Source organism: Ammoniphilus sp. CFH 90114, assembly GCF_004123195.1.
In the GTDB taxonomy this organism is placed as follows: Bacteria; Bacillota; Bacilli; order Aneurinibacillales; family RAOX-1; genus YIM-78166.
This window is the reverse complement of record NZ_SDLI01000005.1, coordinates 182,944-207,578: the sequence shown is the minus strand read 5'-3', so window position 1 is coordinate 207,578 and position 24,635 is coordinate 182,944. Positions and strand designations below refer to the sequence as shown.

Genomic DNA, 24,635 nt, shown 5'->3' with positions numbered 1-24,635 from the left:
TAAAGATTGAAAAAGCCAGTCTATACACGAATATCAAGTAATAGACTGGCCTCGGGAGAGAAATGCTCCCTCTAATGCTTAAATTTAATAATAAATCCTTTAATTTCTTCGGACAACCTAGCTAATTGATCACTAGAGTCGGCTACACTTTCTATGGCACTCACTTGTCCCTCTATGGTAGTAGAAGCAACCTCCGTACATGCTGCATTTTCCTCTGAAATGGCAGACAAGTCTTGGAAGATTTCAATAATATCTTCCTTCTTATCCTTCATTTGACTAGAAGAAGCATTCAAATTTTGAATAACACCCTGCATCTTATCAATCGCTTCTGCAATACCGATAAACTTATTACTTACTGTCTCCACACTATGGGTTTGTAAAGAAATGATTTGATTCACTTCTTGCATGGTGTTTACAGCATGTTCAGTCTTTGATGTTAATTCAGAAATAATATTTGCGATCTCGTTGGTAAACCCATTGGATTGTTCAGCTAACTTCCGTATCTCATCGGCAACAACGGCAAACCCTTTTCCAGCTTCACCAGCTCTAGCTGCCTCAATAGCGGCATTGAGTGCTAGTAGGTTCGTTTGGTTAGCAATATTTCCTATCATCTTGCTGGCTAATTCAATTTTCTCGGCACTTTCATTCGTAGTTAAGATAATCTGATTTACTTCATGGGTTGCACTTATGGACTGACTGGAGCTTTGCATTAATTCCTTAAGAGACACAGAGCCTTCTTCTTTTAATTGATAGACATGATCGGTCGCCAGATTTAGTTCTCTTACACATTGTTGATCTTTCTCGATATATTCCCCTAATTCACTAAGTTGCAATGTACCGACTTCAGTATCCTCTGCTTGCTTTTTAGCTCCAACCGCTATATCTTGCATAATTTTTTCGATCTCTCCCGCTCCGGCAGCCGTTTGGTGACTGCTGCTTGCTAAGAGTAGGGAAGATTTCTGTACTTCCTCTGAACTCCTTGCAATGTCTTCAATTAAATCAATGAAGTTACATCTCATTTTTTCGAGTGAATTCCATGCCTCACCCAACTCGTCTTTTCTCTTCGTAAAGGCTACTTGATTGTTCGACACATCTGCGGATAAATCATAATCGGCCAATTTATTAATCTTGCTCGTTAAACTTTTAATCGGGCTGATGAGCAAAGACCGGATAAAGAACACTAAAAACACAATAGACAGGATCATAACAACAATGAAAGACATGGTAATTTTACTTAAGCTTTCCTTTAGTATACTGTCCACGGTTTCTGTATCTACAGGCAGACCAATGTTTAAGGCACCAATGAGTTTATCTTCTTTATATAAAGGAATCAGGATGTCGAGCACAAGAGAGTCAGTCACACTATAGTGGAAAAAATCTGCATATTTTTGACCTCCCTGTGCCGCTGCTTTACTTCCTTCATCATCTAAAGTAATTCCAATCCTGTCTGGATTCGAATGGGCTACAGCCGTTAAGTTTGAATCAATGAATAATGCATAGGCTAAGTTGTTCTCTTCTGCAATTTGGTCAATCAATTTTTGTGGATCGTTTATATCAAACATCTGACTATACAAATTAACTAGCTTTAGATTATGATCTTTCCATTGCTCGATCACTTCATCTTTAAGCAATTCCTTTATAACAAAAGACGTTGATATAAAAGATAGAAAAAGTATGATGGCTAATAAGCCAATAATTTTGGCAGATAGACTTTGTCCGAATACCTTCTTCATTCCATTTCCTCATTTCATTTTTATCTACTTTATGGTAATTGTATTTTTCTCACATGTACTATTCTGAAACTATCCCCCCTTTATGTCATTCTACATAATATCATATGGTTTTTTAGGAAAAAAGATCTAAAATGACTAGTATTTTCCTGCTTAAATTTCTTTAAACCTAGATGAAAAAAGCCGATCAAAACATAAAATCTAGTTCTAAACCATTCCACTTTTTGTTATTATTCTATTGTAATTACAATATCTAGTAAGGGTGGGTAAAATTTGAATCATTATATATGTGAAACATGTGGGGTTCAATATGAAGGCTCAATAGAAGAACCAGAACAATGCATGATTTGCAACGAAGAAAGACAGTATGTAAATCCGAACGGGCAATCTTGGACAACATTAGGAGAGATGGTGCAAGCTGGGTATAAAAACATTTTTCATTTAGAAGAAGAAGGTTTGTACAGTCTGAAAACAACTCCAGAATTTGCAATTGGTCAAACAGCTTATATGGTTCAAAGTAATGGCTTCCATTTATTATGGGATTGTATCTCCTATCTTGACGAAACGACGATTAAACAGATAAACGAATTAGGAGGCATTCAAGCCATTGCTCTGTCTCATCCTCACTATTACTCTACACAAGTGGAATGGGCAGAAGCGTTTAATGTACCGATCTATATTCATATTGATGATCAGGAATGGGTCATGAGACCAAGTGAAAAAATTCGCTTTTGGTCAGGTGAGTTCTTGGAATTACATAATGGTATCGTAATCCATCGTCTAGGAGGACATTTTAAAGGTGGATCTGTACTAGAATGGAAAGATGGAAATGGGAAAAAGGGCATCTTGTTATCGGGTGATGTCATTCAAGTTGTTGCAGATCGTCGATGGGTTAGTTTTATGTATAGCTATCCGAATCTCATACCACTGCCTGCTTCCAAAGTACAGGAGATTGCAAACATCGTAAATGATTTGAAATTTGATCGAATGTATAATGCATTTCACCGGGTAGTCAAAGAAAATGCAAAAAATGCTGTACAAAAGTCAGCAGAAAGATATATTGCAGCATTAAATGGTACATGGTTTAATACCTAAGTGGTGGTTTTTTATTCAAAACATGATTTGACATTGACGCATTTACTGTCCAAACCGTATAATGAATCCACCATTAAAGAAAGGAGGCTAAAGACTAGATGGAATGGGATTTAATTTGGCAGTTGGATGTGGAGCATCTATCTTTCACTTTGTCTCTCATCTTAGGAACGGTCACCCTTTCGGTAATAATAGAGTTAAGATTATGCAGCAATGTATTACGTTTCTTTCAAGTGAAGGTAAAATTCATATGCAATAAGATTAACCCAACTTGGCTAACTCAACCTATCACCTATCCTTCTAAGCTCTTTATCCTTCTCCATCGACTTTTGGTAGCAAACGAGGAGCAGCATATCTTACTAGGTTTCCCTCCAAGAAATTAATTACTATTATTAATGGGAGATGATTTAGTATGGTACTTAGTAAAGTGATTGGTGAGGCCATTCTTTTTTTAGTAGGACTTCCTCTATTTGGTTTTCAATCCGTTGAGCTGCTTTCGTCCATCATGGAATTTATAAATGAGGTTTCTCAACAGCCGCATAAATAGTTTTCATATTAAAGAAAAAACCGCTTATTGGCGGTTTTTTTCTTTCTAAGCGAAGGTGTACTCACGAACCTTATCTATTTTTCTCTGATTTCATCAAATATATTTCCACTTTTCATGGTTAAATTTTTATCTTCTTTACCTAGCATTTTATTCAATTGCTCATTAGTAACAGGTCGTGCGTGAGGCATCAGTTCAAAACCAAATTCGCCGTTAGCTTCAATCGTGCCAATACGAATATCCGACACGTAAGAGATGCCTTTTTGACGTATTCTCATCTTCAATTGCTCTTTTGTCATCCGTAACTTTTTAAGACTATGCTCCACAATTGCCCCATTTTCTATAACAATAGTTGCCTGTCCAACAAGGTAATGCTCAAATTTATTAAATGTTAATTGGACACGTTGAATGATGATTAGAGTAAAAACGAAAACGGCTAATACCATTATGACTTGCCATAATTTATTTTCTTTAATCGCATGACCCATTGTTGTACCGATTGCTAGTATGACTATGGTCTCTACAGGAGTCATCTGGGCAACTGACTTTTTCCCAGCTATTCTTAATAAAATAATACTCACAAAAAGCAGGATTATAGATTCCCATAGGTAGTGTATACTCATTTGATCACCATTTATTTAATCTTATTACACAGTATTGGTACTTTCCTAATGGTGTAAACGGTCATCCCCACGGATTACTATTATTTCGTTAAACATCCGTAGGCAGGCATTCTGAAATTCACACCAAATTATGTTAGACTAAATATTAAAATCACCCAATAGGGGGAAAGTTCATGTGTATTATTCTTTTTTCCTATCAAAATCACCCGCAGTATCGTTTCGTGGTTGCCGCGAATCGCGATGAATATTATCAGCGGCCGACTGCACCGGCATCCTTCTGGGAAGATTATCCTTTTTTTTTAGCTGGAAGAGACCTGGAGAAAATGGGAACTTGGATGGGAATCACCAAGACAGGTAGATTTGCCGCAATTACTAATTATCGTGATCCTTCAGTTCTTCTAGCGGATGCACGCTCCAGGGGGGAGTTAGTCAGCGACTATCTCATCGGCCATGATTCTCCTGATGCTTATCTTAAGAAAGTGAAAAATAACAGTCGTTCTTACCAAGGCTTTAATCTGCTCGTTGGTGATCTTGAACATTTGTGGTACTATTCCTGGCTTAGTAATTCCATAGATGAAGTCACTCCTGGTATTCATGGCCTGAGTAATGCCGAGCTTAACACCACCTGGCCCAAAGTGGAAAAAGGAAAGCAACTTCTCCATTCATGCCTCCAAAAGCCAACCCTGAATAAGGATTGCCTGTTTGAAGTGCTTGCGGATGAGAAGCAGGTGAAGGATGAAAGTCTACCGGACACGGGTGTAGGTATAGAATGGGAACGCATCTTATCCCCCGTGTTTATTGCAAGTGCGAACTATGGCACGCGTTCGTCTACGCTCATGACCATAGACTATGAGAATCGGGTAACCTATACAGAAAGAACGTTCCTGTCCAGCAAAGAAAAAGCGGAAGAGGTTTCCTTTACTTTTGCAACTCAAACTTGAGAAAATCGAGATACACTAAAAAAACGGATGCCATGCATCCGTCTTCTCACCATGGAGCTCCGTTAGCGTGAGGAACTACACGCATCCTCACTTTACGATTACTGACTCTTATTTTGGTAAGACAATCCAGTAAAGATCATACAAGTAATAAAGGCAACGATGGCAACGATGAGTCCAAACAGAAGACCAATAAATGCCATAAAGGTATCATCACCAGGAAATGACGGCTCCAATGTAATTAACTTATAAACGATATATAAGGCTAATACCATATAGAAACTGCTCCCCAAAAACCCCATCTTTAATCGATTCTTTTTACTCCCTTGCCACCCACGATTCATCGACACCCACAAAACGATGCTGGTGATCACCGCACCTATCATAATTAGGAGGTGAATAAAAGGGATACTTAACTGAGTAATGAGATGCAGAACCAACCCCACTCCAGTAAACAATACAACATTAACAATAAATAGAAATCCTCCTCCAAACCAATGCTGTTGATACCACTTGGTGTGTTGAAGCATTCGTACTAGTTTGTTGTTGTTTCCTTGCATCAGGACTATAGCTTTTCTTAGCATGATAATCACAAAAACTCCAACAAGGCCCAATAATAAAAACAGTGTCATATCAAACTTCCCCTTTATCAATTTGATAATTTCAAATGCCATCCCGAGAGTGCTCTCATGATTTGTGCCTCCAAAGGTTTATAGGGGGAAATCCTAGGTGTCTTCGTCCCTTTTGTACTCTAAAATATCTCCAGGCTGACATTCTAAAGCCTTGCAAATGGCCTCTAAAGTTGAAAATCGGATGGCTTTGGCCTTTCCATTTTTCAGTATAGAAAGATTAGCCATCGTTATTCCGACCCTCTCCGAAAGTTCTGTTACGCTCATTTTCCTTTTAGCCAGCATCACATCAATGTTGATGATTATTGCCATGTTATTCACCTCAGACCGTTAAATCATTTTCTGATTTTATATTTATAGCTTCTTGCAAAAGTCTTTGGAGAACAGCAGCAAAGACTGCGATAACCATGGAAGCAAAAATAAGCACCAACCCAATGAGTATGATACCTGGAGCATCATCTCTTTCCGCGATGAGATAGAAGAGCGGCATTCCTGCCACATACAAACCACTAATGGTAATGGCACAATTTTTTATTCTCTTTAGAGACTTTACAGATCGTACCGAGAACGCTTTGTTCTGATCAATAAACGTTAAAAGTTTAAAAGCCTGAAACAGAGCAAAGTAAAAAGGTATAGCGGCTCCATACATCACGGCGAAAACGAAATACTTTAGATAAGCAGCATCTGGATACAGTACTGCTGTAAAATTCCCTATCTCAGGTACCAAGAAAAGGCACAAAGCAAGAACTGGGATTCCCATAAGAAAAACAGCTATCTTTAAGAAAAGTGTCGTACTTCGTTCCATAAAGAGCACCTCACTTATATTTTTAATATGATTTTAACTCATAATTTATTGTTTTTCAATAAATACTTATTGATATTTATAACATTATTATTGTTAGGTTTGTCTCTTCAGCTGGTTTGAAATGTGATCGGAGGTTGGGTTGGGGCGTGCTGCATTTCCTTCAGGGATGCTGGGAGATAATTATGGGGTGACATAGGTAGAGCTTGAAGGGAATCATATGATACTTCCACATCAAGCTCATTCTCTACTTCTTTAATTATTAAATTATGTTTGAGCTATTTCTTTTCTGTCTGGTGCTTTCGGCGGTTCCTCGAAGTATCCATGTTTAATTAATAAGTTAACTCCATCCTCCGCAAATTGGCCTACCTCAGCCATAATTCGAGTATACTGGGCAAATAAATCTCTCCTTGTACTTTCACTTAAGGAGAGACCATATAACGACATGCCATACGCATTTAAGTTTGCTACTAATGTTAACATTAGCTTATCTGAAAACGGAGGAACGGTTGAAGTAGTAATACCTATTCCTCCAAACGTTGGAGGGATTAGGTCATCTTCTTTTAACAATGAACTGAAGATTTCCATGAACTTCATCGATAAATGTTTACCTCGCAACATGTATTTTTTTACATCTTTATCTCGAGCGCATTGACTGAATGCACTCATTAATTGCTGACCAATGGCATTGCGCTGAATATTCAAATATAGATGTGTAATCTGTACAGTATGCAGGGGTCTTCGCTCTCCCAGCCACCCTGTTATGAATCCTTGTTCTTTTACAAAATCAACCTTGTCAGGATATGGAACATAGGGAGAACGAACATAAATTCCTTTCTCAAGCAATAGATCCATGATTTTATTCTGGATATGCGAAAAGGAATGAAGTCCTTTTATGAAAAAGTCTCTTAAATCATACCGTGGACAACAAGAGACTGCTAATCCATACGTTTCAATTCCTATCCTAGCCATATAATGTAGGTACTGTATAATAAAAGTGTCTGTAAACAGTTTAGGTGCAGATTTATTAATATCATCTTTGGTCATTCCCATTGGAATAGGGAATTTCTCTTTTTGAAAAATCTCCTGCAACTGTTTTATTCTATCTTCTTTTAAAGACAGTTTTTCCTCCGTTAGTGAAATGATCTCGGGATCTTCCAGCGTTGATAAAAAGTGTTGGATCATACATACATTCAACGTTTCCATTTCATATACTTTCCACAAATTCGCGACTTCTGACGAAGTCATTTGTATAGATGAGTTTCCTTCCATAAAATACCCCTTCCTATATTTATATGGAATATTTTGTCCAACAATCTTCTATCCGATTAGAATCCTCTCTTCCACGTACTTCACCCTACTTTTATCACTGAATTTCATCAGTGCAAATGCCATCGTTAATGGACCAATTCTCCCAATAAACATGAGAATGGTGATCAGTACTCTGCCCATTGGAGATAGGTCTGCTGTCAACCCTGCTGATAATCCGACGGTACCGAAAGCTGAAATCGTCTCAAATAAAATGAGTACAAGGTCCGCTTGTTCCGTATACGTAAGGATAAAGAAAATAACACTGATAAACATAATCGCGGTAACGGCAATCGAGAAGGCTTTATTCACCAGCTCCCAAGGAATCCTTCGCTTAAAGATGCTGACGTTATCTTTCGCTGTTAGAACTGACCATAGGGCTAAGAGCATGAGAGCGAATGTTGTTACTTTTATCCCCCCACCTGTGGAAGCAGACGAGGCCCCGATAAACATCATAAACATCATAAAGACCAAGGATGGGACCATCATCTGCCCTATATCAATCGTGTTGAATCCTGCCGTACGGGTAACCACCCCTTGAAAATACGAAGCCCACCACTTATCCGCGAGAGGAAAATTACCAATCGTGTCTGGATTACTGAACTCTGTTGCAAATATAATTAGAGTTGCAATGATATTGAGAATTAAGGAAACAAGTAAAGCAATTTTTGAGTGCAAGGATAGTTTCCGTAAGGATTTCTTGTTCCACAAGTCCAAAATAACAGTAAATCCAATCCCACCAGCCATAAATAAGAAAGTGATAACAAGATTAATGGTAGGGTCTCCAACCCACTTGCTTAAACTGTCAGGCTCCAGACCGAATCCAGCGTTATTGAATGCAGAAATAGAATGAAAGATCCCATAGTACAAGGCGGTACTCCAAGGCATCTCATACGACCAACGAAGGGCTAGCAGAAGAGCACCAACGGATTCCATGAAGACGGTTAAGGAAATAATTAATATCACCAGCTTGACTACTCCTTGAATAGAAAACTGATTTAAAGTACTTTGCAGTACCAACCTTTCTTTTAAACCAATCTTCTTTCCCAGGATGATAAACATAAAGACCCCAGCCGTCATAAAGCCCCAACCGCCAATTTGAATTAACGCCAACAGTACAATTTGTCCGAACAGCGTGAAGGTCGTTCCTGTATCAACAACGACTAATCCGGTCACACAAACAGCAGAGGTTGCTTCAAATAACGCATCAATAAATCCCAATTGATGTCCTGGTCGTGTAGAAATCGGAAGCATTAGAAGTAAGGTTCCTACAACAATCAGAAAGCCAAATCCAAGTATAAGCAATCGAGCAGGATGAAGCTCAATAAGATTGAATTTTTTTAATGAAATCATAGCGCAATACCTCTATATTGTTTTGGTAGAATTTATATAATATGTTGCTCAAAGCGCCTTAGATCTCGGTTCTCTCCTATAACAACAAGGATATCATCTTTCTGAATCGTATCATCAGCTTGGGGTGCAATATTAATATGGGCTCCGCTCTTAATGGCCATCACGTTCACCCCAAACCTAGCACGAATATTCAATTCGATAAGAGATTTCCCGACGAGCCTTTCTCCTGCAACGACTTCAACTACACTATAATCTTCAGCTAACTCAATAAAATCCAATACATTAGGTGAAACCAAATTATTCGCTATTCGGCTGCCCATATCTCTTTCAGGAAATACGACCCGATCGGCGCCAAGCTTATATAGAACCTTTCCATGACGCTCATTTTGTGCCTTTACTGTAATTTGCTTTACTCCTAATTCTTTCAGAATAAGTGTGGTGAGAATACTCGCTTGAATATCATCTCCGATCGCTACGACGACGACATCAAAGTTCCGAATCCCAAGCTCCTTAAGGGCTTGCTCATCTGTTGCATCTGCTTGGACTGCATATGTGACATATTGAATATATTCTTGTATTCGTTCTTCACATGAATCAATTGCCATCACTTCATAACCCATTTCATAGAGAGTTTTAGCTACACTCGAACCAAAACGTCCCATACCGATCACTGCAAATGTTTTTGCTGGCATGCTATGGCTTCCTTTCAAGTTTACATTATTTAATTATCATTTCCAGTAAAGACAAAAAACCACAAAGAGAGTATCTCTTCGTGGCTTCTTCACGCATCGTCAAAAACACCATGCATCGGCACGATTATCCACCTCTCTTTATACGCTTACGAGGTTAGCTGTCGGATTCGGGCGTGAGAGTCGCCCTACCTGTGAAGAATATAGTCCACACAAGATTCACCCCCTAATTTGTGTTCTCTTCAACAGAACAAGAACACAAACCAAACTTGGGTCCCCCGCTTCCAATTCGGAACTCAGCGATTTGATTTTACTTATGCAAGATATCTTACTTCTTGCCTACATTTTTTGCAAACATTTTATTAAGCTCAACTAAGTTATTGAATTAAAATCTTACATTAAAGAATTTTAAACTTTGCCAAAGAGCCACCCCTAAAAAGAAAACCACCATGACCAAAGTTAGCCAAGAGTGGAAGCTCTTTTTGTTTCGTAATATTTTGTAGGTAGAGAATATGAGAATGCAGATGAATATAGCCATTCCTGTAATGGCTATTAGACTATAAAGAACGAACATTATCAACTTCCTTACAGATTTTAGAATTATTTATTTACGATTCCAAAAACGCCGCTGAGTGATAGCAGTTTAGAAGTTCACTACAGAAGTTGGGATTTTTGGCGGCAAAAACGACACCCGCTAAATTATTCTTTTTTGATGCCTGGATATAACTCAGTGCCGTTGTTGCTATTCTGATCGGTTTATAGTGTTTATAGGCTCCCTGAATAAATTCCACGATATTTCTATCCAATTCCTTTTGATTGTCTGAACGTCCACCTACGACATATAGCGAGTCATGAAGTACGTGATGGGTGGAAAGAAAGATCTTATTGACCTTAAATTTCGTACCATCCTCTCCAATGACCGTTCCAAGCTTGTCACTAACCATATCTACAAAAACTCCATTTTGAACAAGCATGTCAATAACACTCTTGACCTCTTTACCATGAAATCCATGTCCAATTAAAACCCCAACCCTTAATGAATGAGGATAATGAACTGTATTCGCTTGACTTAATGCAGGGGATGAAGCTGTATCCGATACATGCTGGCCGGTTGGAGGCTTAACTCCAACATGATTAGCAATCCTTGTCGCCATTTCCTTATCAACATGAACAAACATATCAACAACCTGCTGACGAACGGATTCGCTCTCAACTTTTGCCAGTTCGAAACTAAAGGCTTCTATAATGTGCTGCTTTTCAACGAGAGACATACTATTCCAAAATAACCTTGCATGAGTGAAGAAATCTTTGAAAGATTCACTGCTGGCCTTAATCTTAGGACCTTCTACATGCTCTGGATAATGGACAAACCCACCTTCCTCTGGAGGGGTCGGTCCTGGTGTATTATTCGCTATGGAGTTTCTATAATAATTAACTTGATCGACATCAATCCGGTGTCGGCTAAATCCGTCTCGCTGGTTATTATGGAAAGGACAAAGGGATCGGTTAATTGGCAAATCCGGGTAATTCGATCCTCCTAACCTGTGCATTTGGGTGATTTTATAGGTGAATGTCCTCCCCTGTAAAATGGGATCATTACTAAAGTTAATCCCCGGAACCAGATTGGTAACGTCAAAAGCGACCTGCTCTGTTTCAGCAAAGAAATTATCTACATTTCGATTCAGTGTCATCTTCCCGATGATCTCAACGGGGACGAGCTCCTCTGGCCAGAGTTTGGTTGGATCAATCACGTCAAAGTCAAATTTTTGTTCATCTTCTTCCGCAATCATTTGTACACCAAGTTCAAAGACAGGATAAGCACCACGCTCAATGGCTTCCCTTAGATCTCGTCGATGATAATCAGGGTCGAGTCCCCCTATCATCAACGCTTCCTCATTAAGCAACGAATGGACACCGAGGATGGGTTTCCAATGAAATCTCACGAAGGTACTTTTCCCCTGTTCATTGACAAAACGAAAGATATTGACACCAAACCCTTCCATCATCCGCCAGCTTCGTGGAACACCTCGGTCCGACATCGCCCACATGACAAAATGAGCGGATTCTTGATTATTAGCGACAAAATCCCAAAAGTTATCATGTGCGGCCGAGGCTGTCGGCATATCGTTATGCGGCTCCGGTTTTAAAGCATGCTGCGAATCTACAAACTTAAAAGCATCATGAATAACAAATACAGGAAACTGAAGTCCTAATAAGTCGTAGTTTCCTTCTTGTGTATAAAATTTGACAGCAAAACCGCGTATATCCCGTGCCGTATCCATGGACCCTTTGCCGCCTTGTACGGTAGAAAAGCGCACAAATACTGGTGTTTTTAATCCAGGTTCCTGCAGGAATCCAGCTTTTGTATATTCTTTCATCGACTTATATAGCTCAAATTCACCATGCACTCCAAATCCTCTTGCATGAACGACTCTTTCCGGAATTCGTTCCGTGTCAAAGTGCATCTGTTTTTGAAAGAAATGAAAATCCTGCATTAATACAGGGCCTCGATCTCCTGCTTTTAAGGTTGACTCGTTATTTGAAACCTTCAGTCCTTCATTCGTCGTCAATCTTTTACCGGTATTTTTTATACGAACCTGCTCTAACTGCTCATTTTTCTTATTTCCATCCCCTTTTTTGTTGGATCCTGATGATTTGTCCATAGAATCACCTCACAAAGCGCTTTAAGTTTAACCCACTTTATATGTATGTGTGCTCTTCCCTTCATTTAGTACAGCGGGTTACACATAAAGACAATGAATGCGCAAGGAGGTTTACATGGAAGAATAGTCAGGATTTCTTAAAGAAAGTGACAATCCACTTCCTTGTAAGAAGCTAATCTGATCGAATATCCTTCCCCTGCTATCCTTGGTCTAGGAGGTTTCATATCAAGGTTTAACTCATCTATTTTTTAGATACCCATCGACATCTTCATCTCTAATTTTAAAGGCAACATGATGATACGTTCGATTCACTATATCAGGACTTTCCATGACCGCAATCCACTGTCCCCCAGCATTCATTGATTTTTGCATGTTCGTTAATGTCTCTCGTTTGTCATGCAAAAATGAAAAAGGGAAGAGACATTTTTTTCTGTCTTCTCCCCCAAAAAACGCCGAAGTTTACTTCAGGTCGAAACGATCTGCATTCATGACCTTGACCCAAGCTGCGATAAAGTCACGCACAAACTTCTCTTGGTTATCGTCTTGCGCATACACTTCGGCAATGGCACGTAGAACGGAGTTGGAACCGAACACGAGGTCCACTCTCGTTGCTGTACGTACGACTTCCCCTGTTTTGCGAACACGACCTTCAAAAACGGCTCCGTCAACAGGCTTCCATTCTACTCCCATGTCTAGCAAGTTCACAAAGAAGTCATTTGTGAGCGTGCCTACGNGTTTCCATACTTTTGCTTAATCGGCCATAGCAAGCGACGGGCTTTATCCAGGTTGCCGTTGTCAGGCCAACTGTTCAGTGGAGCAAAACGCTGTGCCCCGGTTCCAGCACCCCCGCGGCCGTCACCAGTCCGATACGTACCCGCCGCGTGCCAAGACATCCGGATAAACAAAGGACCATAATGTCCATAGTCTGCGGGCCACCAATCTTGACTGTCTGTCATGAGATCGTGAAGATCTTTCTTTAGAGCATCGTAATCTAACTTCTTAAATTCCTCTGCATAATCGAAGTCTTCTCCCATAGGGTTCGATTTTCTGTCATGTTGATGGAGAATACTTAAGTTCAACTGGTTGGGCCACCAATCTCTATTTGACGTTCTGCTAGATTTGTTACTAGTAACCCCTCCGTGACTAAACGGACACCCATCCGTGTTTGCCTTGTTTTTAGCGTCCATCCATTTTCCCCTTTCTATGTAAATCAATGAAAGAAACTTACAGACTTATTACAATAATAATTCTATTATCGTTCTACTAAACAATTACCGACAATTGAAAAAAACACATTTTGAAGATTGTGCACACCTCATGTCTTCAAGGAATCAAAATTACTCCGTATAAATTTCCTCTCCTTTATTCATCTTAATTATTGTATGTAATTCCAAATCGAAGGAGTTTGTATCTGGATTATGAAGTACTGGATGTTGTTATTTCTTACTCTATTCTTCTTATGGCCTGCCGAAATAGATGCGAAACGCCCTCATATCCTTCTGGACGTACCGATTGTAAAACAAAAACCAGAACTTCCACGTGGCTGTGAAGTGACTTCGCTTGCCATGATTCTCCTCGATGAGAATATTAAGGCAAACAAGATGACACTGGCGAAACAAGTAGACAAAGTACCCTATAAGGGCCATCCAAACGTTGGGTTTGTAGGCAATATGTATGACAAGAGAAAGCCGGGGTATGGTGTTTATCATAAACCTATAGAGAAACTCGCCCGCAGATATGCAGGCCAGCGTGTAAAGAATTTGACGGGCAGCTCTTTTGATCAGGTTCTTTCCTATGTCAGCAACGGTCATCCGGTTTGGATTATCACGAACGCCACATTCCGCCCCCTGCCCTACTCTGCTTTTGAAACGTGGAAAACAAAACACGGAGATGTTAAGATTACGTGGCATGAGCACTCCGTCGTCATCGTAGGCTATGACCAGACTTTTGTTTACATTAACAATCCTCTCTCAGGAAAAAACAAAAGATATTACCTAAAAGACTTTCGCCAAGCATGGGAGCAAATGGGGAAACAAGCGATCACAATTTTATGATGGAAACCCGAGGACTTCCCGGTGTTAAAGGCAATGACCCTAGGGATATCCGCAAAACAAAAACCCTTATTCTCTAAATAAGGGTACCTGTTGGTCTACGTTATAGCTCTTAAGTAGGCTTGAATAGCATCGACTAGAAGTTCATCCGTACTAAACACTGTGGAGCTGGTTACTTCTCGAACCTCCTGAACCAAGGAAAGCGGATATCCTGTACAGTCAAAAAGGAGGGTGGCAAACTTCTCCTTATGTTGATCTAACCAATCGAGGAGTTCTTCATCCATACGGTTGGTGTTCATGGGTACACTGCGGGTAAAGACATCGTAGCCATGTGCCTTCCATTTTTCTCTTGCTGCTTGTTCTTGATTAGCAATGGGGATCATCAGCCCCAGGTTTCTTCCCGGTTCATACCACCGGATCATCTGAGGCACCACTTGATTGGGCTGGATGACAGGCACACGAGCGGAAGCTTGGTTAAAATCCCCTGCACATAACAACACGATAAGACTTACGTCATCCTTTTCTAGCTCCTCGATTACCCCTTGTATTCGAGTTTCCAGAAAGTCTTTTTCTACTTGGATAAACTCGCCATTCCTCAGTTTCGTAATGAGAGGATAATGCCCCTCACAGGGGGGGATGTCCTTTACATCAATCCCATCTAGAGCCCCTACCATCTTCAACTCATGTCCTGCTAATAGTTTCTCGTAAGGTTCTATTAAATCTTCACGCGGGGTTTGCCCTATGGTAATAAATCCTATCATGGTTACACCTGCCTACCTATAATACCTTCTCAAGGAAGGCCTTTGTTCGATTATGCGAAGGATTCTTAAAGATGTGAGAAGGTAGACCTTCTTCAACTATATTACCTCCATCCATGAACACGACACGATCGGCTACATCTCTAGCGAATCCCATTTCATGGGTTACGATCACCATGGTCATCCCCTCATTGGCTAAGCTTTTCATAACATCGAGTACTTCCTGCACCATCTCTGGATCGAGAGCTGAGGTAGGTTCATCAAACAGCATGATCTTCGGTTTCATCGCAAGAGCTCTAGCGATCGCGACTCTTTGCATCTGTCCACCTGATAGCGAGCTGGGATAGACATCGATCTTTTCAGATAGACCTACCTTCGCTAGAAGATTTTCGGCTGTCTCGTCTGCTTCTTTCTTCCCCAGACTTCTAACCTGCAGTGGACCTAGTGTAATATTGTCTCTGACGGAAAGATTAGGGAATAAATTAAAGGATTGAAACACCATCCCTAACTCCGCCCTTACCGTATTGATATTCGTCTTTTTGTCCATAATATCTACTTCTTCAATATAGATATGTCCAGACGTTGGCTCTTCCAGTCGATTCAGACATCGAAGCATAGTACTTTTCCCTGAACCGCTGGGACCAATAATAACGACAACCTCTCCTTTGGCAACCGAGAAGTGAACTCCCTTTAGAACTTCTACTGCTCCATAGTTCTTATGAAGATCTACGACCTTTATCATGATTTACTCATCCTCCGCTCCAACCGATTGGCCCACTTGACAAGGGGAATCAACAATATTAAATACAATATGGTTGCACCGATTAATGGGGTCGGATTCGCCTTCCAGGCCTGTACCTGCTGCGCTTGCTTAAGCAGCTCCGGCAAGGCAATAACAGACGCTAGAGAAGTATCCTTCAGCACGTTAATGGAATTGTTGGTTAGTGGTGGAATCACAATTTTAAAAGCTTGGGGAAGCACAACAAAACGCATGGCTTGAAAGTAGGTAAGTCCAATGGAACGTGCGGCTTCCATCTGACCCTTCGGAATGGCTTCGATCCCACTGCGAAAAATCTCCGCTACATACGCCGAACTAATGAGGGTAAAGGACAAAATTCCTGCAGGGTAAGGAGATAGACTTATGCCTAAATAAGGTAAAGCATAGTATACAAAAACGAGCAATACGAGTAGTGGCAACGCTCTTAGAACATCAATATAGAACACGATCATGGCGTTTACGACAGGGTTTCCTAACGTTCGAATAAAAGCGAGAACTAAACCTAGGATAATACCGAACAAAATACTAAAAAAAGAAAGTTTGATCGTGACCCATACCCCTTTCAATAGAAAAGGAAACGATTCTTTCAGGATGGGCCAGTTAAAAAACGCATGTATGAGTTCATCCATGTTGCTACCTCCTTTAATTGAGGAGGAGGACAAAGCACATCATCCTCCTCTTCCTCTTGATCCTTAGTTGCTTGGAACAGGTACAATCGTTACAGTACTACTGTCAGAAGGGGCATCTTCTCCAAACCACTTCTTATAAATGGCTGCCATCGTTCCATCTTTCTTCATCTCATCCATTACTCTATTAAATTCATCACGAAGGGGATCGTCTTTCTTGAAGGCTAGACCGTATTTTTCATTCGTGACAATTCTTTCCACTACTTTGATGTCGTTTTTGTCTTTGGTGTAATAAAGGGATGCAGGAATATCGGAAATCTCCCCATGAATACGTCCAGCAGACAAGTCCATCATGGCGTCTTGAAGGCTATTGTATAGCTTGATTTCTTGGAATCCATACTTATCTTTGTTATCTTGAGCCCACTGATCCCCTGTGGTGCCGCTTTCAACTCCTAGAATTTTCCCTTTCATGTCTTCAAGGGATTTGATACCGGAGTCCACCTTCGTGGTCAGGGATTGGTCTGAATCATAGTAAGGTGCGGTAAAATCCATCTCTTTCATTCGGTCGGGCTTAATCGTAATTCCTGCAGCCGCAATTTGGAACTTCTCTGCCAATAGTCCAGCGAAAAGGCCACTCCAAGGTGTCGTGATCCATTCGACTTCTTTGTTCAGACGTTTTGCCGCTTCACTGATGATATCGACTTCTACACCCACCAGCTTATCTCCCTCCATAAATTCCCAAGGGACGTATCCTACATTGAGTCCAACCTTTACTAGATTTTGATTCGAAGAAGTGGTGGATGATCCGCAGGCTACTAGCGATAGTGACAACACAACAGACATAACTAAGCCTAACCATTTACTCTTTTTCATTCCAATCCCTCCTGCAAATTAGATAAATAATACCCTCAATTGCTACTACTCAGCTGTAGATAATCCCACGAATTCAATCAAATCTCTTAATTCTTCCATCGTTTCTTCATCTACTTTGGCCCCTGGGAACCTGACATGAGAAGATTCAATGATGCCTCGCAGCTTGAAAATTTCTTTTCGGATAGTGACGCCCCCGATGCCTAGCTGAGCTTCAAAACGGATGAGAGGGAGATATTTAAAGAAGTATTCCCGCGCTTCGTGCTTTTTCCCTTGAACAAAGCGTTGGTAGGTCCCGACAAGCACCTCAGGATAGGCAAAGCCCGTCATTATCCCGATCGCCCCTCGATTTAATTCCTCATAGAAGTACATACCACCCAATCCGCCAAAGATCTGGAGTTTTCCTTTGGACTGCTCAAGAATCTTGGTCGTTTTCACTGTCGTTGGAGCTTCTTCCAGCTTGACATAACGAACCAAGTCGATTTCATCGGCTAACCGAGCTAAGAAGGCTGGAGATAAAATCACTCCCGTTGTCACCGGTTCATCTTGGACTACAATCGGAATCGATAGGTTATCAGCGACTGTCTTGTAGTGATAAAACAGCATTTCTTCGTTTTTCAGATTCGCTGGTGGAGCGATCATGACAGCCGCCGCCCCCGCCTCTTCTGCTTTTTTCGCTAGTTCTGCCACAACATTCGTTCCTTGTGCTGAGCAACCTACGACGACAGGCACTCTTCCGTCGGTTTGCTCTAATACAATATTCATCACACGGAGTCGATCCGACTCGGACAATTTATGAGACTCTCCCATAATGCCAAGAATGGTCATGCCATCCACACCCGCTCGGATGTAAAAATCCGTCAACTCTCTTAAGCTTTTTTCATCCACATTTCCCTGATCGTCAAACGGTGTAAGGGTAATCGTGCAAACTCCTTTTAACTCTTTCATTTCGTTTCCTTCCTCCTAAGCATGATTTTTAGGTGTTGGGCGGATAAATCGACCCTCTCCTGGCTTCCCAATGACTTCCCCATTTTCCATAATGACTTTCCCACGCAGAATGGTTTTCACTGGTTTTCCTTTTATGTTCCAACCATCAAAAAGCTTGAACGTGCCTTTTGAACGGGTGTACATCTGACTTACATCCACTTTCCACTCTTGCTTCATATCTATTAGAACAAAATCCGCGTCCTTGCCGATATCAATCCGACCCTTTTGGTCCATGCGATAGATTCGCGCTACATTCTCGGCCAATAGTGAAGAGAGCTGTTGCCACGTTAGACGGCCGTTCGCCACTTCGTTAAGCATGAGTGGCAGCAAGGTTTCTAGACCCGGATGACCCGGCGGCGCTTTAAAGATATCTTCGTAGCCAATCTCCTTCTCTGAAACGAGGAAAGGAGAGTGATCGGTTACAATCATATCGATGGTGCCATCGTGAACATAGTTCCATAGTTTGCGTTGCGTTTCTTTACTACGTAGAGGCGGATTCATCTTGGCAAACGGACCGGCTGCTTCCATGTCCTCCTTGCTCAACAGGAGATACTGTGGGCAGGATTCAATGCTGATCGATACGCCTTGCTTGCGGTAAAATTTAGCCAATTCCAATCCTCGATCTGTACTCATATGGACAAGCTGAACCTTTGCCCCTGTATCCTGCGCCATGGCCAACAACTTCGCCGTTGCCACAATTTCCGCGATCTCCGGTCTTGAGTCGATATGCGCCATTGGATCTTTTCGCCCTTGTGCTCTCACTCTGCCTTCAAACAGCTGAAGAAGGGTATTGTCTTCTAGGTGAAACAAGGCGGGTAAATCCGTTTTAGCGGCGATCTCCAATATCTGATACAAGAAACCGTCATCCTTGGCATTCAGTCCGATGAATTCTTGTTCGCGTCCTGGAGGAGATGCGGGTAAAAAGGTTTTAAATCCCATAATACCTGCCTCAGCCATCTCAAGCATCAGATCGAGATTATCGTACCCGGCACCGCCATAAAACCCAAAATCAATCAGCGACTTATGCTGTACCGCTTCAATCCGGTTTCTTAACGTTGTCGCACTATGAACGGACGGCGTAGATACGGGATGCTCTACAATCGTGGTAATTCCACCGGCGGCGCATGCCATGGTCCCTGATGTGAAATCCTCACGCTCATTCTTCGAGGGATCGCGCAGATGAAGATGAGGCTCAATCACCCCCGTCATGACATATTGACCTGTCGCATCAATACACTCCTCCGATGCGGGCACAAACGCCTCATCGGTGATCGCCACAATCACGCCATCCTTCACCGCAATGTTTCCCTTAAAGACGGCATCACTACGAACAATGGTCCCGCCCTTAATTACCAAATCTACACGACTCAAACCAAACTCCTCCTCTATTCAAGTAACTAGCAAAATTTTAATGAAAGACGTTCAATCGCCTGTTGAATCTCTTCCTCCGAATTGGCAAAAGAAAATCTTAGATACCCTTCCAAACCGAAGGCCGAACCGGGCACGACTGCAATACCGCACTCATAGAGCAGCGATTCGGCAAGTTGTAAGTCATGTTGAAGCTCTAGCTTCTCAATCCAACCCTTGACCTCTATAAAGAGATAGAATGCTCCATTCGGCTTCATGACGCGAGTTCCGGGAATGGCGGCGAGTCCCTTCGTCATCAACTCTCGCCTGTTATAAAATTGTTGTCTCATCTCCTCTACGGGACCTTGATCCCCCGTTAAAGCCGCAAGGGCGGCCATCTGAGAAACCGATGACGCATTCGAAGTGGTATGACTTTGAAAGGATGTCACCTTTTTCATTAAGGCAGCATCTCCTGCCATATACCCTACCCGCCAGCCTGTCATGGCGTAAGCCTTAGACATGCCGTTCACCGTAATCGTACGCTCATACAATTGAGGATCCAGCGAGGCAATGCTGACATGCCGTTCTTCATAGATCAGCTTTTCGTAGATTTCATCAGAAACGATCCAAAGATCGTGTTCGATGGCCAATTTCCCTAGCTCTTCTAATTCTTCTTGGGTGTAGATCATGCCGGTTGGATTAGATGGTGAGTTTAAATGGAGCACCTTGGTTCGTGGGGTCAGATAGTTCTTGATGAGTTGAGGTGTCATTTTGAATTGTGTGTCGATGGTTGTAGGTACGAGAATAGGGGTTCCCCCTGCAAGCTCAATCATTGTCGGATAACTCACCCAATAAGGGGTCTGAAGGATCACTTCATCCCCTGGATTCAGGAGAGCTTGGTATAGATTAAACAAGGAATGTTTGGCTCCATTGCTTACCACAATTTGATCCGTTTCATAATCCAGTTGGTTATCCGCTTTAAACTTAGTTGCAATGGCCTTGCGCAAAGACATCATTCCCTCATTTGCGGTATATCGCGTATGTCCTTCGCGGATCGCCATGATCGCAGCTTCTTGGATATGTAGGGGTGTCTTAAAATCCGGCTCCCCAATCGTAAAGTTGAGGATATTCTTTCCTTGTTTGATCAATTCCTGTGTTCTCGCATTCAACGTTCCGGTTGGTGAAGGAGGGATACTTAAGATCCGTTGTGAAATTTCTTTCATGATCGAACTCCTTTTAATGTCACGTGATTCAGAACCTCAATGGTTCGATCGACATCCGTAAAATCGTTATAAGCATGAAACGCAAATCGAAGGCCCTTTCCTCGGGCAGCTGTTAGGACCTGCTGTTCTTTTAGCTTTTGTTGCATGGAAGCAGGTTCATCGAATTGAAGGGATGTCATCGTACACCTTTTATCCGGATTTAATGGTGTTAAGATGGTGTAGCCATTCTTTTGAGCTTCTTCTATAAAATATTGATGGATGGCTTTGGCTCTCTTCGATATCGCTTCAACTCCCATCTCTTGAATCAACTCCACCCCTGCTCGCGAAGCGTAGAGACAAGGTACAGCTCGTGTACCGGATTGGAACCTTTCTGCTCCATTAGCAAACTCTAGTGAAACGTCTGGATGAAAAAACGTACAGTCCCGCTGTGAATGCCAGCCGAACGTGGACGGGAACAGCTGATTGGCTAACTCTTGTCTCGTATAAAGAAACACGGAGCCCGGTACACCCAGCAAATACTTAGAATGCCCCCCCAACCAAAAATCCACGTTCCATTGATGCAAATCGATCGGTTCAACGCCTACAGCCTGATAGGAATCGACGAGCACTAAGGCTCCTCTTGCATGGGCTAATCGAATGATAGGCTCAATATCCATTTTGAAACCGTTCTCAAAATTCACATGGGTAATTGAAACGAGTAGCGTCGATTCATCAATGGCCGCCTCAAACTGTTCTAAATGGATGGTGCGATCTTCCAAACATCGGACAAACTCTACATTTCGTCCTTCCAAATCTTTTTGCGCTTGCCATTGCTGACCAATACCAGCAAACTCCAGATCTGTCGTTACAATCTTATTACGATCTTTCGTAAAGGGCAGGGCACTGATGACTCCTGCAAGCAGCACGGAAGCTGAGAAGGAATGAGCCAGCTCCTCTGTATGACAGTTTAATAATCCCGCCATCGCTGCTTTTAGTTGATTCAGCTCTTGAATCCACTCCTCTTCCCAACAAGGTCCCTTCTCTCCCCAGTCTGAAACATAACGTAGGAGAGCGTCTCTTACCCTTGTCGATTGAGCGCCATGAGCACAGGTTGCTAGATAGACCTTATTCTCAAGGATCGGAAACTGTTGACGAAAATCACTCCATGACACTACGATTCCTCCTTCCGCATCTTTCCATAGTCCTCTGCTACATCTAGCAAGTGAGCTCTCATGGTAGCCCGTGCCGCTTCCACATCTCGAGTTCGAATAGCCTCAAAAATCTTCTCATGGTAGCTGTAACTCTTATACTTATCCTCTTTTGACAACAATTCCTCACGAATCGTCTTCAAAAGATCGGCAATCGACTCGTAAACCTTAGAGAGAACATAGTTTTTCGCGGCAGCCACAATGGCTCCATGAAACGTAAGATCCGCCTCTAACGTAGGACGATTGAATCGAATGGCCTCGCGATGCATCTGCAACCCTAACTCCATTCTGTGTAAATCTTCCTCCGTCGCTACTTCCGCCGCCTTCCCACAAACCTCGACCTCAAGCATCAGACGAAACTCAAGTAATTCTTTCGAAACCTTGCTATCGAGTAACGCAGATACCACATAAGAATCCACTAGATGATTCACCTCAGTTTGCTTCACAAACACGCCGATGCCCATCCGTTTTTCCAAGACATTCATATCCGAGAGACTTCTCATCGCTTCCCTAACGGACGATCTTCCGACAGACAGAGTTTCCATGATCTCTCGTTCCGAGGGGAGTTTATCACCAACCGTGTAGTTTCCTTTTTTAATCTCATCTAAGATGTAATCGGTTACCAACTGGGTCACTGTCTTCGACATCTCCCTATCCCCCTCACTGAGTCACCCACCTAACATACCTGTCTGACAGGTCCGATGTGTTAGTGTAAATATAACAATAAATAAAAATCATGTCAATATTAAAAATATTTTTAGTTTGAGTACTCGAGAGTTGCTGACCTGCATGTAGATTTTAGGAGCGCGGACATAGAAGACGTTATTCCATACAAAAGGGTGGAAAAGGATTGTAAACCGGACATGGGGTCCGCTATTCGCTTAAAAATGCGAAAACAAGCTGTAATGGATCAATGTAACGGAACGTATGTCCGCTAGCCTTCATTTCGAGGCTATTTTCACGCGAATAACGTATCTGTTGTCCGCATGGACCCCATCTTAGCCTGAGCCCTCCTCTTTATTTAATAACCCATTAAGTTATAAAACCACTCCAAACTGGTCACTATGAGTAAGGCGTCAGCTCCTAAGTCTAACTCATGGAGGTGCCTAATGAAGGGTCAAATGTGGGATCAGTTTAAAAACGAAACCGCTGCCGAATTAGGAGTACCGAATTATGATGGGATAGACAAAGGTCTTTTACCTTCTCGCGTCAACGGAATGGTTGGTGGAATGATGGTAAGGAAAATGATTAATCTTGCAGAAGAAGTGATGGCTAATCAAGGACTCAACGAAACTATGATGAATGATCATTCGGTTTCTTACGAAGATCAAAATCGTGTGACACAAACACTGCAACAGGCACAGGTCATACCCGCCTACCAAATGCCGCCGCAAGAATCCTTTGACCAGCAACAACTGCATTAATCTGCTGACGCAAAAAGGAGCCCAACGGCTCCTTTTTTACGGTCTTCCTCATATCTCAGACAAATCCCCCAAAATATGATATTCTATTTCCTATAACGTTGTGTTAATATTCACACAAAGACAAAGATAGGAGTCCAACTAAGAGATGAGTATCATTCACGTGCAAAATGTCAATTATCGCAGAGATGGTCGTGATATTTTAACAGATATTTCCTGGAAAATGGAAGAGGGTCAACATTGGGCCTTCATCGGCCTGAATGGTGCAGGAAAAACGACCCTGCTGAAGATGATCAACGGATATATATGGCCCGTGGCTGGAACGGAAGCGTCTATTGAGGTGTTAGGAAAAACGTTTGGATCGGTTGATCTGAGGGAACTTCGAAAATCGATCGGTTGGGTAAGTAGTTCCCTTGCCGACAGCCTATCTCCTTCCCATACGGTTTCACAGCTTGTCATCAGCGGGAAATTCGCGACACTTGGCATTTATGACGAGGTTACAGAACAAGACGAAGCGAAAGCCGCATCCATCATGGAGGATATGGGAATTCAACATCTGACCGATCGACCTTTTGGGGTATGTTCTCAGGGCGAAAGGCAAAAAGTGCTGATCTCGAGAGCCTTGATGGCCTCTCCCCGATTGCTTATCCTTGACGAGCCTTGTACGGGGCTCGATATTTATTCACGAGAGAAGCTGCTGGCTGCTATAGAAAAACTAGGCGTAAACGGACCTTCCATGATCTATGTCACGCACCATATTGAGGAGGTTTGCTCCGTCTTTACCCATGCCTTGGTCATTCATGACGGAAGAATCATTGCGGCTGGGCCGAAGGAAGAAGTGATATCAGATGAAATCCTTTCAAGAGGATTGGGCCTCCCCCTTGAGGTGCAGTGGAAGCTGGGTCGCGCTTGGGTGCAATTAAAGGAAGGTATCCCTTTATAATGTCAGATCATCCCCCCACGTAATGGGGGGATGCCACAGAATCTCGTTGTTTGAGCGAATCTCGACTTATGCT

General features: G+C 42.0%; 26 protein-coding genes, 2 pseudogenes and 1 riboswitch. Of the genes and pseudogenes, 7 read left to right on the top strand and 21 right to left on the bottom strand.

What is annotated here, in order from left to right; genetic code table 11:
* Positions 1 to 71: 71 nt before the first annotated feature.
* Complete coding sequence (locus EIZ39_RS13305; RefSeq protein ID WP_129200470.1) at positions 72 to 1,733, bottom strand: methyl-accepting chemotaxis protein; 1,662 nt, start codon at positions 1,731 to 1,733, stop codon at positions 72 to 74.
* 270 nt (positions 1,734 to 2,003) lie between these two features.
* On the opposite strand from EIZ39_RS13305, the gene EIZ39_RS13300 reads away from it, so the two are divergent.
* The 3 genes from EIZ39_RS13300 to EIZ39_RS27540 all read left to right on the top strand — a co-directional run bounded on the left by EIZ39_RS13300 (position 2,004) and on the right by EIZ39_RS27540 (position 3,369).
* Positions 2,004 to 2,825 carry an MBL fold metallo-hydrolase gene (locus tag EIZ39_RS13300; RefSeq protein WP_129200469.1) on the top strand — a complete coding sequence of 274 codons (822 nt, stop codon included), beginning with the start codon at positions 2,004 to 2,006 and terminating at the stop codon, positions 2,823 to 2,825.
* Between the two features lie 98 nt (positions 2,826 to 2,923).
* Positions 2,924 to 3,205, top strand: coding sequence for a hypothetical protein (locus EIZ39_RS13295; RefSeq protein WP_129200468.1), 282 nt, complete (start codon positions 2,924 to 2,926; stop codon positions 3,203 to 3,205).
* Positions 3,206 to 3,234: 29 nt separating this feature from the next.
* Entirely contained in the window at positions 3,235 to 3,369 is a 135-nt protein-coding gene (locus EIZ39_RS27540) for a hypothetical protein (RefSeq protein ID WP_255433949.1), read from the top strand.
* Positions 3,370 to 3,443: 74 nt separating this feature from the next.
* Here the strand turns inward: EIZ39_RS27540 and EIZ39_RS13290 are convergent, their stop codons facing one another.
* The gene (locus EIZ39_RS13290; RefSeq protein ID WP_129200467.1) at positions 3,444 to 3,989 is read right to left on the bottom strand and encodes a DUF421 domain-containing protein; all 546 of its coding nucleotides are present in this window, start codon (positions 3,987 to 3,989) and stop codon (positions 3,444 to 3,446) included.
* 173 nt (positions 3,990 to 4,162) lie between these two features.
* Between EIZ39_RS13290 and EIZ39_RS13285 the strand changes: the two genes are divergently transcribed.
* On the top strand, positions 4,163 to 4,930 hold the full coding sequence (locus tag EIZ39_RS13285) for an NRDE family protein (protein WP_129200466.1): 768 nt from the start codon (positions 4,163 to 4,165) through the stop codon (positions 4,928 to 4,930).
* Between the two features lie 98 nt (positions 4,931 to 5,028).
* Here the strand turns inward: EIZ39_RS13285 and EIZ39_RS13280 are convergent, their stop codons facing one another.
* The 10 genes and pseudogenes from EIZ39_RS13280 to EIZ39_RS13235 form a co-directional block, all read right to left on the bottom strand.
* Complete coding sequence (locus EIZ39_RS13280; protein ID WP_129200465.1) at positions 5,029 to 5,559, bottom strand: voltage-gated chloride channel family protein; 531 nt, start codon at positions 5,557 to 5,559, stop codon at positions 5,029 to 5,031.
* Positions 5,560 to 5,652: 93 nt separating this feature from the next.
* A complete protein-coding gene (locus EIZ39_RS13275) occupies positions 5,653 to 5,868 on the bottom strand; it encodes a helix-turn-helix domain-containing protein (protein WP_129200464.1) in 216 nt (71 codons plus the stop codon).
* A gap of 10 nt (positions 5,869 to 5,878) precedes the next feature.
* Positions 5,879 to 6,361 carry a DUF2975 domain-containing protein gene (locus tag EIZ39_RS13270; RefSeq protein ID WP_129200463.1) on the bottom strand — a complete coding sequence of 161 codons (483 nt, stop codon included), beginning with the start codon at positions 6,359 to 6,361 and terminating at the stop codon, positions 5,879 to 5,881.
* Between the two features lie 264 nt (positions 6,362 to 6,625).
* Positions 6,626 to 7,630: a DUF3231 family protein gene (locus EIZ39_RS13265; protein WP_129200462.1), complete on the bottom strand. Its 1,005-nt coding sequence runs from the start codon at positions 7,628 to 7,630 to the stop codon at positions 6,626 to 6,628.
* Between the two features lie 48 nt (positions 7,631 to 7,678).
* Positions 7,679 to 9,019 (bottom strand): TrkH family potassium uptake protein, encoded by a 1,341-nt coding sequence (locus EIZ39_RS13260; protein WP_129200461.1) that lies wholly within the window; start codon positions 9,017 to 9,019, stop codon positions 7,679 to 7,681.
* Between the two features lie 32 nt (positions 9,020 to 9,051).
* A complete protein-coding gene (locus EIZ39_RS13255; RefSeq protein ID WP_129200460.1) occupies positions 9,052 to 9,711 on the bottom strand; it encodes a potassium channel family protein in 660 nt (219 codons plus the stop codon).
* Positions 9,712 to 9,838: 127 nt separating this feature from the next.
* A riboswitch (cyclic di-AMP (ydaO/yuaA leader) is annotated at positions 9,839 to 10,020 on the bottom strand.
* Positions 10,021 to 10,312: 292 nt separating this feature from the next.
* Positions 10,313 to 12,371 (bottom strand): annotated as a pseudogene (locus EIZ39_RS13250) (catalase).
* Between the two features lie 237 nt (positions 12,372 to 12,608).
* Positions 12,609 to 12,743, bottom strand: a complete 135-nt coding sequence (locus tag EIZ39_RS27535) for a VOC family protein (protein ID WP_255433947.1) — start codon at positions 12,741 to 12,743, stop codon at positions 12,609 to 12,611.
* Positions 12,744 to 12,830: 87 nt separating this feature from the next.
* Positions 12,831 to 13,076 (bottom strand): hypothetical protein, encoded by a 246-nt coding sequence (locus tag EIZ39_RS13240; protein ID WP_205668551.1) that lies wholly within the window; start codon positions 13,074 to 13,076, stop codon positions 12,831 to 12,833.
* Positions 13,077 to 13,105: 29 nt separating this feature from the next.
* Positions 13,106 to 13,558 (bottom strand): annotated as a pseudogene (locus EIZ39_RS13235) (peroxidase family protein); the annotation flags it as partial.
* Positions 13,559 to 13,789: 231 nt separating this feature from the next.
* Here EIZ39_RS13235 and EIZ39_RS13230 point away from each other — a divergent pair.
* Positions 13,790 to 14,425 (top strand): C39 family peptidase, encoded by a 636-nt coding sequence (locus tag EIZ39_RS13230; RefSeq protein ID WP_129200459.1) that lies wholly within the window; start codon positions 13,790 to 13,792, stop codon positions 14,423 to 14,425.
* A gap of 95 nt (positions 14,426 to 14,520) precedes the next feature.
* Here the strand turns inward: EIZ39_RS13230 and EIZ39_RS13225 are convergent, their stop codons facing one another.
* The 9 genes from EIZ39_RS13225 to EIZ39_RS13185 all read right to left on the bottom strand — a co-directional run bounded on the left by EIZ39_RS13225 (position 14,521) and on the right by EIZ39_RS13185 (position 22,845).
* Positions 14,521 to 15,183, bottom strand: a complete 663-nt coding sequence (locus EIZ39_RS13225; RefSeq protein WP_129200458.1) for an AroM family protein — start codon at positions 15,181 to 15,183, stop codon at positions 14,521 to 14,523.
* Positions 15,184 to 15,199: 16 nt separating this feature from the next.
* Positions 15,200 to 15,922, bottom strand: a complete 723-nt coding sequence (locus EIZ39_RS13220) for an amino acid ABC transporter ATP-binding protein (RefSeq protein ID WP_129200457.1) — start codon at positions 15,920 to 15,922, stop codon at positions 15,200 to 15,202.
* Entirely contained in the window at positions 15,919 to 16,587 is a 669-nt protein-coding gene (locus tag EIZ39_RS13215; protein ID WP_129200456.1) for an amino acid ABC transporter permease, read from the bottom strand. Before EIZ39_RS13215 ends, EIZ39_RS13220 begins: the two co-directional genes overlap by 4 nt.
* Positions 16,588 to 16,650: 63 nt before the next feature.
* A complete protein-coding gene (locus EIZ39_RS13210) occupies positions 16,651 to 17,457 on the bottom strand; it encodes an ABC transporter substrate-binding protein (RefSeq protein ID WP_129200455.1) in 807 nt (268 codons plus the stop codon).
* Positions 17,458 to 17,502: 45 nt separating this feature from the next.
* The gene (locus EIZ39_RS13205; RefSeq protein ID WP_129200454.1) at positions 17,503 to 18,402 is read right to left on the bottom strand and encodes a dihydrodipicolinate synthase family protein; all 900 of its coding nucleotides are present in this window, start codon (positions 18,400 to 18,402) and stop codon (positions 17,503 to 17,505) included.
* Between the two features lie 15 nt (positions 18,403 to 18,417).
* A complete protein-coding gene (allB, locus tag EIZ39_RS13200; protein ID WP_164985082.1) occupies positions 18,418 to 19,812 on the bottom strand; it encodes an allantoinase AllB in 1,395 nt (464 codons plus the stop codon).
* A 26-nt stretch (positions 19,813 to 19,838) separates the two neighbouring features.
* Positions 19,839 to 21,011 (bottom strand): pyridoxal phosphate-dependent aminotransferase, encoded by a 1,173-nt coding sequence (locus EIZ39_RS13195; protein ID WP_129200452.1) that lies wholly within the window; start codon positions 21,009 to 21,011, stop codon positions 19,839 to 19,841.
* Positions 21,008 to 22,162, bottom strand: a complete 1,155-nt coding sequence (locus EIZ39_RS13190) for an aminotransferase class V-fold PLP-dependent enzyme (RefSeq protein ID WP_129200451.1) — start codon at positions 22,160 to 22,162, stop codon at positions 21,008 to 21,010. Before EIZ39_RS13190 ends, EIZ39_RS13195 begins: the two co-directional genes overlap by 4 nt.
* Positions 22,162 to 22,845, bottom strand: a complete 684-nt coding sequence (locus EIZ39_RS13185) for a FadR/GntR family transcriptional regulator (protein WP_129200450.1) — start codon at positions 22,843 to 22,845, stop codon at positions 22,162 to 22,164. The genes EIZ39_RS13190 and EIZ39_RS13185 overlap by 1 nt, the downstream gene beginning before the upstream one ends.
* Before the next feature lie 462 nt (positions 22,846 to 23,307).
* On the opposite strand from EIZ39_RS13185, the gene EIZ39_RS13180 reads away from it, so the two are divergent.
* On the top strand, positions 23,308 to 23,622 hold the full coding sequence (locus tag EIZ39_RS13180; protein ID WP_129200449.1) for an alpha/beta-type small acid-soluble spore protein: 315 nt from the start codon (positions 23,308 to 23,310) through the stop codon (positions 23,620 to 23,622).
* Positions 23,623 to 23,767: 145 nt separating this feature from the next.
* A complete protein-coding gene (locus tag EIZ39_RS13175; RefSeq protein WP_129200448.1) occupies positions 23,768 to 24,562 on the top strand; it encodes an ABC transporter ATP-binding protein in 795 nt (264 codons plus the stop codon).
* The last annotated feature ends 73 nt before the right edge of the window (positions 24,563 to 24,635 follow it).